Origin of the sequence: uncultured Roseovarius sp. (assembly GCF_963972555.1) — a bacterium.
Lineage (GTDB): Bacteria > Pseudomonadota > Alphaproteobacteria > Rhodobacterales > Rhodobacteraceae > Roseovarius > Roseovarius mucosus.
Genome location: NZ_CAXAUM010000013.1, coordinates 78,332 through 90,811 on the forward strand (window position 1 = coordinate 78,332; position 12,480 = coordinate 90,811).

The window sequence follows — 12,480 nt, forward strand, 5'->3', positions numbered from 1 at the left end:
GTGCGAGATCGGGAGAGTGTCATGCGGATCGAATGGGCACGGGAGGCCGATCTTGGCACCCCTTACTGGTGGTCGGCGCTGAGCGCGCCCGAGGCGGGCGAGGACCTGCCCGACACCTGTGATGTGCTGGTGATCGGGGCGGGCTATGCCGGGCTTTCGGCGGCGCTGGCGGCGCATGAGGGCGGCGCTCGGGTGGTCGTGGTCGATGCGGCGGAGCCCGGGCATGGGGCCTCGACCCGGAATGGCGGCATGTTCGGGGCACATCCGCGCCTGGGCTGGGGCGAGTTGGAGGCGAAGTTCGGGGCCAAGGTGGCGGATGCGCTTTTCGCCGAGGCGAAGCCCGCGCTCGACTGGGCCAAGGATCTGATCTCGCGCGAGGGGATCGAGTGCGATTTCCAGAACACGGGGCGGGTGCAGCTGGCCTATACGCCCAAGCATTTCGCCAATCAGCGCCGGATGGCCGAGGTCGTGAGCGCGAAATCGGAAGTCAAGGTGCGTCTGATCGAACGTGCCGATCTGGGGCAGGAGATCACGACCGAGAAATATCATGGCGGGCTGCTGTTCCCCGAACATGGCGCGATTCATCCGGCCAAGTTTCATCAGGGCCTCTTGCGCGCGGTGCGGGGGCGGGGTGTGCCGGTGGTGACCCATGCGGCGGTAACGGCGCGCGAGGCCGAAGGTGCGGGATACCGGGTGCAGACCGCCAAGGGGGTAATCCGCGCGGCCAAGGTTGTGCTGACCACCAATGGCTATACCAGCCGCCCGTTTCGCTGGCACATGGCGCGCGTCTTTCCGCTGCCGTCCTATATCATCGCGACCGAGGAATTGCCGTCGAACCTGATCGGTCATATCGCGCCGGGACGGCGGATGATGGTCGAGACACGGGCGCGGCACAGCTATTTCCGCATTTCGCCGGATGGGCGGCGGGTGCTCTTTGGTGGGCGGGCGTCGATGGCGGAGATGGGACCAGAGGCCGCGGCGGCGCAGCTCTACAAGGTCATGGTGGGGATTTGGCCGGATCTGGCGGGCGTCAAGCTCAGCCATTCGTGGCGGGGGTTCACCGGCTACAGTTTCTCGCACATGCCGCATGTGGGGCATGACGAGGGGGTGCATTACGCGATGGGATTCTCTGGCTCGGGCACGGTGATGGCGCCTTGGCTGGGTTCCAAGGCCGCCTATCAAGCGATTGGCGATGCGCGGGGGGCGACGGCCTATAGTGCCACGCCGCTCAGCCGAAGCTGGCTGCATCCGGGCGAGCGGCCGCATTTTTTGCGGGCCGCGAATCTGTGGTATCGGCAGGTCGTGGACCGGGTCGAGGACTGGCAGGCGGGGGCCGGTCGGTAGGGCGGCTGAGACATGGTCTGCCTCTTTTGCGGGCTATTCAATCGGCGGGATAGCGACACTGTGTCGGCGCTGCATCAGGCGCCACGATTTCGTGATACGCACGAAACGGTGTTTTGACTGTGAAGCTTTTGTGAACGTCATTGTGATGGTCAGCCGACCGCACCAAAACGCGGCGGTTCAGATCCGAATTTTTCTGGAGGGACTTCCTTGAAAAACCTACTCACAAGCACCAGCGCGATTGCCCTCGGTGTTGTCATGGTCACACCCGCATCGGCCCAGGAATGGGACATGAAATGGGGCGGCTATTTTTCGAGCCACGTGGCCTATGCCAAGGTCGATTCGAATACCATTCCGCATACCGGCGCTGACTTCGACGGTATCGACGTCTATAGCGAAACCGAGATCGAATTCACCCCGTCGGTGACGCTCGACAACGGCATGACCTTTGGCGTCAACGTGCAGATGGAAGGCACCAACAACGGTGGCGGTGCGACCGGCATCGACGAAAGCTATCTGACGATTTCGGGCGACTCGTTCGGCAAGATCGATCTCGGCAACGAGAACTCGGCTGGCTACAAGATGATGGTGTCTGCTCCGCAGATCGACGGCAGCATCTGGATCAACTCGCCCTCGATCTCGGGTTTCATTCCGATTTCGGTCAGCGCGGGCGGCAACCTGCCTTGGAACTTCCGTCAGTCGGCCATCTCGGCCTATACCGAGGTTCTGGGCAACAACGACGTGCCGCGGATCAGCTACTATACACCGTCCTTCAACGGCCTGACGCTGGGTATCTCCTATGCAGCGTCTGACAACGTGGTCGGCACCGGTGCCAACGCGGGCAACAACTTTGGTGTCAACCGCAACGCGGGCGTCACGGACATTTTCGATATTGCTGTCGCCTATAGTGGGTCGTTCAGTGGTGTCGATCTGGACGCGTCTGCGCGTTGGGGCACGGCCGAGAACAACACCGGCCTTGCAGGCACGGATGATCCCGAAGTTTGGGGTGTCGGTGCAACCGTCGGCTTCAATGGTTGGGCCTTTGGCGGCTCCTATTCCGAGAATGACAACGGCGGCCTGCTGCCGGATGAAGAGGGCTGGGCGTTTGGCATCACCTACGATCTGGAAGGTCCGTGGAAATTCGGGATCGACACCTATCAGGGTGAGTACAGCGGCACAGGTGCTGCCTCGGGCGACAAGGCCGAGTTCGAAGCCTATCAGATCATCGGCAACCGCGAGCTGGGCCAAGGCGTAAGCTGGTCGATTTATGCCGTCTATGCGGAAGGCACGGTCAACTCTGACGCAGGCGGCACCTTTGCAGCCATCGCCGGCGGTCCGGTGGCCAATACCTCTGTCGAGGGCACGCTGATCGGTACCTCGATCAACCTGACCTTCTGATCCATTCGAGAAGAAGAGCGCGGCGCGCGGGGGGCATTCCCTGCGCGTTTTGCATGTCTGGTGCTTGTCCTTGCCCGCAGCCCTGCGATGATGGGACGGATCAGCCATCGAAAGGAGCAGATGATGAGCACATTCGACGAGGATCTCTTTCTCAAGGGGTTGGAGCAGCGCAAGGCGACGCTGGGGGCGGAGTATGTCGAGCGCAGTCTGGAGGCAGCGGATGAGTTTACCCGCCCGTTTCAAGAGGCGATGACGGCCTGGTGCTGGGGGTTTGGCTGGGGCGATGAGGTGATTCCGGCCAAGACGCGCAGCATGATGAATCTGGCCATGCTGGGGGCGCTGGGCAAGATGCATGAATGGGAATTGCATTGCCGCGGTGCCATCAACAACGGGGTCACGCCTGAGGAAATTCGCGCGATTATCCATGTTGTTGGAATTTATTGTGGCGTGCCGCAGGCTCTTGAATGTTTCCGGGCGGCAAAAAAAGTGCTGGACGCGCAACAAGGTTGATCAATGCGCCTTGTTTAAAAGGGCTCTGGGAAAGGGGTGTGGTTTCTGCGTCACATTCCGGGCGCGATGCGGTCGGAGCGGGGAGGTCGCGTTGACAGTTTGGGGGGTAATGGCGCATTTCATAGCGCAAGCCGTTTCCAATGACTGGTGCGGCGGATCTGATTAACCTGCTTCTGAGGAGGGACACCCTTGAAAAAGCAACTTCTGAGCACCAGCGCGATTGCTCTTGGCGTGGCATTTGCCGCACCGGCATCGGCACAGGAATGGAACATGGATTGGGGCGGGTTCTACAACTCGCACGTTGGCTATGTCACCGTTGATTCGAACACCCCTGCCCATGCTGGCGCGGATTTCGATGGCGTTGACGTGTTCGCGAACACCGAAATCCACTTTACCCCGTCGGTTACTCTGGACAACGGCCTGACCTTCGGCGTCGACATCCAGATGGAAGGCACCAACAACGGCGGTGGCGCAACTGGTATCGACGAAACCTATCTGACCATCAAGGGCGACACCCTGGGCCGCATCGACCTCGGCAACGAGAACTCGGCTGGCTACAAGATGACTGTCGCTGCTCCGCAGGTCAAAGGCGGCATCGGCATCAACTCTCCGTCGATCTCGGGCTTCGTTCCGATCTCGAACGGCGCTGGCGGCAACCTGCCCTGGCTGTTCCGTGACTCGGGCATTTCGTCCTATGCTGAAGTTCTCGGCAACAACGACGTGCCGCGCATCACCTATTACACCCCGTCCTTCAACGGTCTGACCCTCGGCGTGTCCTACGCTGCGTCGTCGAACGTTGCAGGTGCCGGTGCAAACGCTGGTAACAACTTTGGTGTGAACCGCAATGCTGGCGTCACCGACATCTTCGACATCGGCCTGGCATACAGCCAGTCGTTCAATGGCGTTGATCTCGACCTGTCCGCACGTTGGGGCACTGCAGAGAACAACACCGGCCTGGTCGGCACCGATGATCCCGAAGTGTGGAACGTTGGCGCAAGCATCGGCTTCAACGGCTGGGTCATCGGCGGTGGCTACGGCGAGAACGACAACGGCGGTCTTCGCGCGTTTGACTCCGAAGGCTGGAGCCTCGGTGTGACCTATGACATCGCAGGTCCGTGGTCGGTTGGATTCGACACCTACCAGGGTGAGTACAAAGGCATTGGCGCCGCATCCGGCGACACCGCTGAATACGAAGCCTACCAGCTGGTTGGCAGCCGTTCGCTCGGCGCTGGCGTGACCTGGGCCGTGTACGCAGCCTATGTTGAAGGTTCTGTGAACGCGAACCTCGGCGGCACCTTCGGTGCAAACGCCAACACCGAGACCGAAGGCACTGTCATCGGCACCTCGATCAACCTGTCGTTCTAATAGACCGGTTAAAAGACAAGGGGCGGGGGGTGACATTTCCCCCCGCCTTTTTTATGTGTTCCGCCCATGTGAGCAAACTGTGGAGGCCCGCGGGGCATGAAGCGAAGCATCATCTGGCTGGCCTCTTATCCGAAGTCCGGGAATACGTGGACGCGGCTTTTCCTTGCCAATTACCTGATGAACGCCCAAGAACCGGTGCCGATCAATCAGGCGCATCGGTTCGCCGTAGGCGATGCCGTGGTCAAGATGTACAACCGCGTTGCAGGGCGCGAGATTGACCCCACGGACCTGTCGCTGTGCCTGCGGCTGCGCGAGGGTGTGCTGCGCGGGATCGTCGCCAACAACGCCGATGTGAATTTCGTCAAAACTCATAACGCGCGCGTGGCCCCGGAGCGGATCGATCTGATCCCCGATCGCTATACGCGCTCGGCCATTTATATCATCCGTAACCCGCTTGATATGGTGCTGTCCTACGCGCGCCATTACGGCATCACGCAAGAGGACGCGGCGCAGAAGATTTGTCATCCCGACAATGGCAATCTGCCGACCGAGACATCGGTCGCGCAATATCTCAGCACCTGGGACTTGCACGTCAAGAGTTGGATGGCCTATGCGCCGTGGAAGCGGCTGATTGTGCGCTATGAAGATCTGCTCGACGATCCCGAGACGCATTTCGCCAAGGTGCTGGATTTGGTTGGCGTGCCGGTGGACAAGACGCGTTTGCAGAGGGCCATCCGCTTTTCCAGCTTTGACGAATTGTCGCGTCAGGAAGAGGAACAGGGCTTCATCGAGCGGCCAGAGCAAAGCGAGAAATTCTTTGGCAAAGGCCAGAAGGATCAGTGGAAAACCGATCTCGATCCCGCGCTGGCGGAGATGATCCGATCCAAGATGGGCGAGACGATGAAGCGATACGGGTATCTGGAATGAGCGATCTGCGGCGGATTATCTGGCTGGCAAGCTATCCCAAATCGGGCAATACATGGATGCGCAGCCTCTTGGCGCATTACTTCATGCCTTTGGGAAAGGCACCGGATATCAATAACTTGCGGCAGTTCACCACCGGAGATACGCGGCAGGATTTCTTTGATGCGGCCAATGGGGGCCCGTTTCGGGGGCAGGGGTTGGAGGATTGGATGCGGGTGCGTGGCCGCGCGCTGCGGCTGATTGCGGGCTCGAAACCGGATCATCATTTCGTCAAGACCCATTGCCAGACGGTGCGGATTTTCGATCAGGATGTGATCCCGCCCGAACTGACCGCCGCCGCGATCTATATCATTCGCAATCCGTTCGATCTGGCCCCGTCCTTTGCCCGGCATCAGAATTGCGATCTGGATTTGGCGATCGAGCGGATGTGCAACCCCGACACGATCACCGGGACGCCGAGCGGTATCATCGACCTGCTTGGCCGCTGGGATGATCACATTCGGGTCTGGACCAACGCGCCCGGTCTGCCCATTCATGTGGTGCGGTATGAGGACCTCTTGCACAATCCCGGTCGCACCATGCGCGGATTGTTGGAGAAATTCCTCAAGGTCAAGGTGGACGGTCCCAAGCTGGCGCGGGCGATCAAGGCCACGAGTTTCGAGGCGATGAAGCGGCAGGAAGAGACGCTGGGTTTTGCCGAAAAGCCCAAGGGCATGACCGCGTTCTTTGCCAAGGGGCAGGCGGGTGTCTGGCGCGACGATCTGACACCGGCGCAGGTGGCCAAGTTGCGCGCGGCGTTTTTGCCGGCGCTTGAGCGGTGGTACCCCGAGATGCTCAAGGATACGGGGGCCGTGGCCGCGCAGGTCTGAGGGCCATGCTGGCAATCGCGGGCCGGAGGGCTATGCTGAGCGTTATGAAACCGCAATCGGAGGGCCGGAGATGACACGCAAGGGAATGATGCTGGCAGCGCTGGTCGTGGCAGGCTGCACGGCTGCGGGGCCGCAGGTTGTGGCGCGGTTGGGCGCGGACCCGGTGGTCTCCGGCGGAAGCTACGATACCGGTGGCGGGCTGAGCGTGGCGGTTGATATTCGCGAGGCGCAGGGCCGGGTGCTGCTCTGTGGGGTCTGGGCGCAAAGCCATCAGCAATCGGTGCTGACCAAGGGCAAGGCGGTGGATGTGATGGGCTCTGGCGCGGTCTATCTGGGGGATCGGGCGTTGGCGCGCGGTCTGGTCTTTATGCGTGAAGTGCCGCCCGCGCTGGACTATGGGAACCAAGAGGCGGACTGTATGCTGACCGACCGGCCCTGGCAGGCAAGCTACGCCGAGACCGCGCCGGTGATCCGCCTGCCGCGTCAGGTGGTGCATGTCGAGGGGGATCTGGGGCATTTCGTCGTGACCTTCCGACAGACGGGCCCCGGCGCCGGGACGCCAAAAGCGATAAAGTAGCGCGAAAAGCGGTGGATTTCCCGGGGTGCCGCCGGGAAAGAAATTGACAGAGCGCGGTTATCCCATACCATCGGGCGCGTATATTCACTGTTTTTCCAAGAGGTTTCCCATGATCCTGCGTGCATCCGCCGTGATTTCCGCCCTTGCCCTCGCCTGTCTGGGCGCGCCCGCCCTGGCACAGAGCGCCAAGGTCTATGCCTATGAAAGCAAAGCCAATTACTGCCCTGCCGGTTTGCAACCGGTGACGATCAGCGGTGTGATTTGCTGTGGTGAGCCCAATCAGACGCAGAGCTATCAGCAGGCGATGCGCCATCCGGTCACCAAGGTGCGGCACCGGTCCTATACGGCCACCTCTCATCTCAACTGCCCTGAGGGGGCGAAGGGCTGTTACTGAGGCGATAAATCTCTGGAACAGGGCGCGGCGTGGCGCCCTGTTTTGTGTTGATTGTGGTCTTGGTTCAGCCTGCGGCTATCTGCGCCGCAGGGCTAACGCCGAAGCTGACGCGTCAGAGCAAACGCAGATCCGACGCCATTTGACGGCCGTCGCGCCCTTCCTGTAGCTCGAACCCGACCTTTTGATTGTCAGCGAGCCCTGTGAGCCCTGAGCGTTCGACCGCAGAGATGTGGACGAACACATCCTTGCCGCCGCCGTCAGGGGCGATGAATCCATAACCTTTTGTGGTATTAAACCATTTCACGGTGCCGGTTGGCATGCCGCTTCTCCTTTTGCGTCGCTTCCCCGGGAATATGCCGGGCCATGTCCTGCCGAGCCCTCAGGGACCGGCCAAGCGTTGCAAAGGCGGATTCTGAATGCCCATCGTGACGGAAATCATGATTGCATTGCCATTGTAAAAATCAAGCGAAACTCCGTGACGCGCGGGATTTTGCCCGATAAAAGCGCAGAAATGACGGAGTATGCGATGATCCTCTACGGTATCAAGACCTGTGACACCTGCCGCAAGGCGTTGAAAGCGTTGGGTAATGTGACGTTTCACGATGTCCGGGCCGATGGGCTGCCTAGCGAAGTGGCACAGGCGGCATGGGCGCAGTTTGGCGAAGCGCTGGTGAATCGGCAGTCTACCACCTGGCGCGGGCTGAGTGACGACGAACGCGCCCGCGATCCGCTGACCCTCTTGGCCGAGCATCCGACACTGATGAAACGCCCGCTGATTGACGCGGGTGGCACGCTCCATCTGGGATGGGGCAAGGACACACAACACGCGCTGCTTGGATAAGCGGGCAGAAGGCCCCATATCGGGCCGAGGTTCAGGAGGCGGGCAAATGCGCAGCGCGGCAATGGTTTTAGGAGTGATCGGCGGCTGTCTGGCGGTGCTGGTCGGGTTTTTCAGCTATGGCTATACCGAGGTGGTCAACCGGGTTGGTGAGGTGGACGGGCTGCTGATGCAGGTGAGCGATCCTGCGTTGATCCGCAGCGCGAGCTTTCTGGCGCCGCTTCTGGCGATTGCTGGGGGAGCGATGGCCAAGATGCGCGCGCTCTGGGGCGGGGTCTTGCTGCTGATCTCGGCGGGGCTGATGTACTATGCCTTTGGCTTCAACGTCTTTACCATGTTTCCCTTGGGCTTTACCGGGCTGGCCGGGGTTTTGGCCATCGCGGCGGGCAAGCCGGACGAGCCAAAGGCCCATTTCTGAGGGCGATCACAGCGCGGGCAGGCGATACATGCCAGAGCTGGAAAAGGCGATGGAACTGCCGTCTGATATGTCTTCGGCAAAGCGTTGGGCGATGACGCGCAGGGCGGTTTGACGCCCCTTGGCCACCAGCGCGCGGCGCGAGGGCAGCGAGGGCGTAAGGCCGGGACTGAGCAGGGTTTGCGACCAGATCAGCGGATGCAATTCCTGCAAATGGTTTTCCAAGAGCCAATCCAGACAGTCGTGGATGCGGCGGCGGGCAGCGTCCAGGGACGACGAAAGCCGGTCCTTGCCGGTCTTGGGGGCCATGACGATGCCGCAAAAGGCCGAAAGCTGATTGATCACATGCTGGTCGCGGCGGCGGGCCACGATGTCGCGCAGCCCGTCTACGAAAAACTCTGAGTCCAAATGCGTTATTGCGCCGGGGTCGAGGGCGAGCGCATCGAAATAGACCCAAGCATAAGCGCCAGCCCCCCAGATTTCACCGGTACGTGCGGCTGTGCGGCGCGCCTCGAGATCGAGCATGTCGTAGCTGCCATAGCGCGCGGGCAAAAGTGCCTCGCCAAGCGCGCGCATGTGTCGGGGGCTGTCGGGATCAAGGTCGATCAGCCGTTCGTAATCATCGGCCACCCGCATCCGGGGCTGTCGCCGTGCCGCCAAAAGGGCGCATTGCGCCGCCGCCAGCGAGGGCGCATCGAGATCGACCCCGTCGAAGGGGGCAAGAATATCCTCGGCGCGTTTGAAATGTTCGAGAAAGCGTAGTTCATGCGCCGCGCGGGTGCGGTCGGTGGCCGTGGCACGCCACGCCCAGCCGATGTCGATGTGGGCCAATGCAACGATCAGCGCGCAGGGGTAGCTGTCGTGGTATTCTGCCTGCATCTCTTCCAGCGCGTCGATGCCGGAGGGGTCTGGGTCTGCGCCATCATGGAGCGCGTCTTCGGCGGCGGCCACAACATCGGCGCGCGCGCCCACGGCCAGCAGGGTGGTCGCATTCTCGCCCCCCGGTGTGCGCAGCCGCGCGGCATCCGTGTATTCGATCACCTGCGCCAGTTCAGCCCACATCTCTTGGCGGGCGAGTTTCTGACCCCGGTCCTGATGCATCGCGCGGGCCATTTCCTCGTCCGTGACAGGCAGGGAGGGGAGCAGGATGCGTTTGGACAGGCTGTCGAGATCCGTTTCGGGCTTGCGCCGCAAGAGGCCCAAGAGATCGGGCCAAAGGCGTGTCGCCTGCGCCGGACGCTTGCGCGCGGCCGGGTCGGTGGGTTCGGGTGTGGCAAGCGGTTCAAACGGCATAGGGGCTCCGGCAATCCTGGTGCCCCCCAAGGTGCCGCCGGATTTCGACCAAAAGAGGGCGATGCTTGGGTGAAGGCAGGGAATATGCCCGGCACCATCAGGGGCGTTGCCATACACCAAACCTTACGTCAGAATTGCCGGATGAGGAGATTTTTGGGTATTGTTTTTATTTTGTTTTTTTCTCTTCCGGCGGTGGCGCAGGACGGGGAGAACGGGGATTTTGGCCTCAGCCCCCCTGCCAGAGATGGCAATATTCCGCGCACGCGGTGGGAACATCGCACGGAATCCGCACTCTGGACGCGCGCCGCGCTCTCGGCGCTCAAGGCGCATGGCGCGCCGCTGGTGCAGAGCGTCCCGCGCGACATAGCGAGCTGGTGCCCCTCCTATTCCACGGGAGGAGAGGCGCGACGGCGGGCGTTCTGGGTTGGGTTCCTGTCGGCGCTGGCCAAGCATGAAAGCACCTATAATCCGAGAGCTGTCGGCGGCGGCGGGCAATGGCACGGGCTATTGCAGATTTTACCTGCCACCGCGCGGGGCTACAAATGCCGGGCGGGCAGCGGCGAGGCCTTGCGCCACGGGCCCGACAATCTGTCCTGTGCGATCCGGATCATGGCCCATACCGTGCCGCGCGACGGCGTGGTGTCCGAGGGGCGGCGCGGGGTGGCGGCCGATTGGGGGCCTTTGTCGAGTGCCGCCAAGCTGGAAGACATGCAGCGCTGGACGCGGGCGCAGAGCTATTGCAAGCCGCTGTCCTCGGTGCGGCCAAGGGCGCGTCCTGTGCAGGTCGCGCGGGCGGCGGAGTAGGGCGGCGCGACCTAGGCGAGGTCCCGGGGCGAGCCCGGGACGGGCGTGTTTTCGATGGGGCGCAACACGCTCAGGCCCCGCGTATGCGGCCCACCATTTCCGTTGTGTCGCGGCTGAGGTTCGGGGTGGCAAGGATCCGGTCCAGTTCTGCCGCGATCATGCCCTGGCGCACCGGATCGTAACGCCGCCATGTCTCGAAGGCCGAGCACATCCGCGCCGTGGTCTGCGGGTTGAGCGGATCGAGCCGGATGAGCATATCCGCAAGCAGCCGATAGCCGCGCCCCGACGCGTGGTGAAAGCCCGCGGGCGACATGGTGAGCGCGCTCAGCGTGGCGCGAAAGCGGTTGGGATTGCGCAGGGTGAAATCGGGGTGCTGTGTCAATGTCTCGGCCACCTCAGCCGCATGCTCTGGCGCGGCGTGCATGATCTGCAGGCTGAACCATTTGTCGATCACCAGCCGGTCGTGTTGCCACTGGGTGTAGAAAGCCTGAGTGGCGGCCTCGCCTACGCCCGCCTGCAAGAGGCAGGACCAGGCCGTCAATTGCTGAGTCATGTTGTCGGCAGAATCATATTGGGCCTGCGCGCGCGTGCCGCCGTCGCGGCGGCTGAGCATCGCCAATGCGGCATTGGCCAGCGCCCGCGCGCCCGCCTGATCGGGGTCGGGGCGGTAGGGGGCCGTGACCTGATGGCGGGTGTAGAGATCCTGTGCGATGCTATCGAGCGCCTCTGCGCGGGTGTCGCGGAGGGTTTCGAGCGCCTCCCATATTGCTTGTGGGTCGGGGGTATGGCCCGCGTCAAAGAGTGCCTGCGCCAGATCATCCTCTGAGGGCAGGCCAAGCGCCAGCGCGCGAAAGGCGGGGTCGAGCGTTTCATCGCGTGCCACGCGGGCGATGGCATCGAGATAGGCAGCATCCGGGGCCGCGCCCTTGGTGATCATCGCGATGAGGCCGGCACGGGCCAGTGCGCGCCCCGCCTCCCATTTGTTGAACGGGTCGGTGTCATGCGCCAGCAGGAAAGCGCGCTCGGCATTGGTGGTCTCGCGTTCGAGGATCACGGGGGCGGAAAAATCGCGCAGGATCGACGGGATAGGCCGCGATGCTAACCCGTCGAAGCTGAAGCTCTGCTGCGCTTGGGTCATTTCCAGCACGCGGGTTGGCAGCACTTCGTCGCCATTGGGGCTGAGCAGGCCCACGGCAATCGGGATGACGCGCGGCTGTTTGCTGTCCTGCCCGGGTGTGGGCGGAGTTTTCTGTTCGAAATGAAGCGTATAGCGGCCATTGTTGAACTCTTCGGTGACGCGCAGGCGCGGCGTGCCCGCGTCGGAATACCAGCGTTTGAACTGGCTGAGGTCACGGCCCGTGACATCTTCGAACACCTTGAGCCAATCCTCGATGGTGCAGGCCTGCCCATCGTGGCGGCTGAAGTAGAGATCGAGCGCCTGCTTGTAAGCCGCATCGCCCACCAGACGCTTGAGCATGCCGATCAGCTCGGCCCCTTTTTCATAGACCGTCGCGGTGTAGAAGTTGTTGATTTCAATGAAGCTCTCGGGGCGGACGGGATGCGCCAGCGGGCCGTTATCCTCGCGGAACTGGCGGGCGCGCAGCGCGATCACATCCGAGATGCGCTTGACCGGGGCGGAGCGCAGATCGGAGGTGAACTGGCTGTCGCGATAGACGGTCAGCCCCTCCTTGAGGCAGAGCTGGAACCAGTCGCGGCAGGTGATGCGGTTGCCGGTCCAGTTGTGGAAATACT

General features: G+C 62.3%; 14 protein-coding genes. 11 read left to right on the top strand and 3 right to left on the bottom strand.

The window, feature by feature from the left end; genetic code table 11:
• Positions 1–21 precede the first annotated feature (21 nt).
• The 8 genes from AACZ65_RS13250 to AACZ65_RS13285 all read left to right on the top strand — a co-directional run bounded on the left by AACZ65_RS13250 (position 22) and on the right by AACZ65_RS13285 (position 7,378).
• Positions 22–1,344, top strand: a complete 1,323-nt coding sequence (locus AACZ65_RS13250) for an FAD-binding oxidoreductase (protein ID WP_339671586.1) — start codon at positions 22–24, stop codon at positions 1,342–1,344.
• Between the two features lie 207 nt (positions 1,345–1,551).
• Complete coding sequence (locus AACZ65_RS13255; RefSeq protein ID WP_339671587.1) at positions 1,552–2,739, top strand: porin; 1,188 nt, start codon at positions 1,552–1,554, stop codon at positions 2,737–2,739.
• Between the two features lie 123 nt (positions 2,740–2,862).
• Entirely contained in the window at positions 2,863–3,249 is a 387-nt protein-coding gene (locus AACZ65_RS13260) for a carboxymuconolactone decarboxylase family protein (RefSeq protein ID WP_339671589.1), read from the top strand.
• Positions 3,250–3,438: 189 nt separating this feature from the next.
• The gene (locus AACZ65_RS13265; protein ID WP_245875156.1) at positions 3,439–4,614 is read left to right on the top strand and encodes a porin; all 1,176 of its coding nucleotides are present in this window, start codon (positions 3,439–3,441) and stop codon (positions 4,612–4,614) included.
• 96 nt (positions 4,615–4,710) lie between these two features.
• Complete coding sequence (locus tag AACZ65_RS13270; RefSeq protein ID WP_297541153.1) at positions 4,711–5,541, top strand: sulfotransferase domain-containing protein; 831 nt, start codon at positions 4,711–4,713, stop codon at positions 5,539–5,541.
• The gene (locus AACZ65_RS13275; RefSeq protein ID WP_339671592.1) at positions 5,538–6,407 is read left to right on the top strand and encodes a sulfotransferase domain-containing protein; all 870 of its coding nucleotides are present in this window, start codon (positions 5,538–5,540) and stop codon (positions 6,405–6,407) included. The genes AACZ65_RS13270 and AACZ65_RS13275 overlap by 4 nt, the downstream gene beginning before the upstream one ends.
• 70 nt (positions 6,408–6,477) lie before the next feature.
• The gene (locus AACZ65_RS13280) at positions 6,478–6,984 is read left to right on the top strand and encodes a hypothetical protein (RefSeq protein ID WP_339671595.1); all 507 of its coding nucleotides are present in this window, start codon (positions 6,478–6,480) and stop codon (positions 6,982–6,984) included.
• A gap of 109 nt (positions 6,985–7,093) precedes the next feature.
• On the top strand, positions 7,094–7,378 hold the full coding sequence (locus AACZ65_RS13285) for a hypothetical protein (protein ID WP_339671597.1): 285 nt from the start codon (positions 7,094–7,096) through the stop codon (positions 7,376–7,378).
• Positions 7,379–7,490: 112 nt separating this feature from the next.
• On the opposite strand, the gene AACZ65_RS13290 is transcribed toward AACZ65_RS13285, so the two are convergent.
• Positions 7,491–7,697 (bottom strand): cold-shock protein, encoded by a 207-nt coding sequence (locus AACZ65_RS13290; protein WP_008280689.1) that lies wholly within the window; start codon positions 7,695–7,697, stop codon positions 7,491–7,493.
• 207 nt (positions 7,698–7,904) lie between these two features.
• Between AACZ65_RS13290 and AACZ65_RS13295 the strand changes: the two genes are divergently transcribed.
• Together AACZ65_RS13295 and AACZ65_RS13300 are read left to right on the top strand one after the other, a co-directional pair.
• Positions 7,905–8,219 (top strand): ArsC/Spx/MgsR family protein, encoded by a 315-nt coding sequence (locus AACZ65_RS13295; RefSeq protein ID WP_339671602.1) that lies wholly within the window; start codon positions 7,905–7,907, stop codon positions 8,217–8,219.
• A gap of 46 nt (positions 8,220–8,265) precedes the next feature.
• Positions 8,266–8,634 carry a hypothetical protein gene (locus AACZ65_RS13300; RefSeq protein ID WP_339671604.1) on the top strand — a complete coding sequence of 123 codons (369 nt, stop codon included), beginning with the start codon at positions 8,266–8,268 and terminating at the stop codon, positions 8,632–8,634.
• A 6-nt stretch (positions 8,635–8,640) separates the two neighbouring features.
• Here the strand turns inward: AACZ65_RS13300 and AACZ65_RS13305 are convergent, their stop codons facing one another.
• Complete coding sequence (locus tag AACZ65_RS13305) at positions 8,641–9,924, bottom strand: hypothetical protein (RefSeq protein WP_339671606.1); 1,284 nt, start codon at positions 9,922–9,924, stop codon at positions 8,641–8,643.
• Positions 9,925–10,065: 141 nt separating this feature from the next.
• On the opposite strand from AACZ65_RS13305, the gene AACZ65_RS13310 reads away from it, so the two are divergent.
• Entirely contained in the window at positions 10,066–10,728 is a 663-nt protein-coding gene (locus AACZ65_RS13310; RefSeq protein ID WP_339671607.1) for a transglycosylase SLT domain-containing protein, read from the top strand.
• Between the two features lie 70 nt (positions 10,729–10,798).
• Here the strand turns inward: AACZ65_RS13310 and AACZ65_RS13315 are convergent.
• The coding region (locus tag AACZ65_RS13315) for a DUF3458 domain-containing protein (protein WP_339671609.1) at positions 10,799–12,480 on the bottom strand (1,682 nt) is incomplete at its 5' end.

Coding starts and splice junctions, on each gene's coding strand:
- AACZ65_RS13290 (WP_008280689.1), bottom strand. CDS start 7,697: ATGCCAACCGGCACCGTGAAATGGTTTAATACCACAAAAGGTTATGGA.
- AACZ65_RS13270 (WP_297541153.1), top strand. CDS start 4,711: ATGAAGCGAAGCATCATCTGGCTGGCCTCTTATCCGAAGTCCGGGAAT.
- AACZ65_RS13285 (WP_339671597.1), top strand. CDS start 7,094: ATGATCCTGCGTGCATCCGCCGTGATTTCCGCCCTTGCCCTCGCCTGT.
- AACZ65_RS13295 (WP_339671602.1), top strand. CDS start 7,905: ATGATCCTCTACGGTATCAAGACCTGTGACACCTGCCGCAAGGCGTTG.
- AACZ65_RS13260 (WP_339671589.1), top strand. CDS start 2,863: ATGAGCACATTCGACGAGGATCTCTTTCTCAAGGGGTTGGAGCAGCGC.
- AACZ65_RS13310 (WP_339671607.1), top strand. CDS start 10,066: ATGAGGAGATTTTTGGGTATTGTTTTTATTTTGTTTTTTTCTCTTCCG.
- AACZ65_RS13250 (WP_339671586.1), top strand. CDS start 22: ATGCGGATCGAATGGGCACGGGAGGCCGATCTTGGCACCCCTTACTGG.
- AACZ65_RS13300 (WP_339671604.1), top strand. CDS start 8,266: ATGCGCAGCGCGGCAATGGTTTTAGGAGTGATCGGCGGCTGTCTGGCG.
- AACZ65_RS13275 (WP_339671592.1), top strand. CDS start 5,538: ATGAGCGATCTGCGGCGGATTATCTGGCTGGCAAGCTATCCCAAATCG.
- AACZ65_RS13305 (WP_339671606.1), bottom strand. CDS start 9,924: ATGCCGTTTGAACCGCTTGCCACACCCGAACCCACCGACCCGGCCGCG.
- AACZ65_RS13280 (WP_339671595.1), top strand. CDS start 6,478: ATGACACGCAAGGGAATGATGCTGGCAGCGCTGGTCGTGGCAGGCTGC.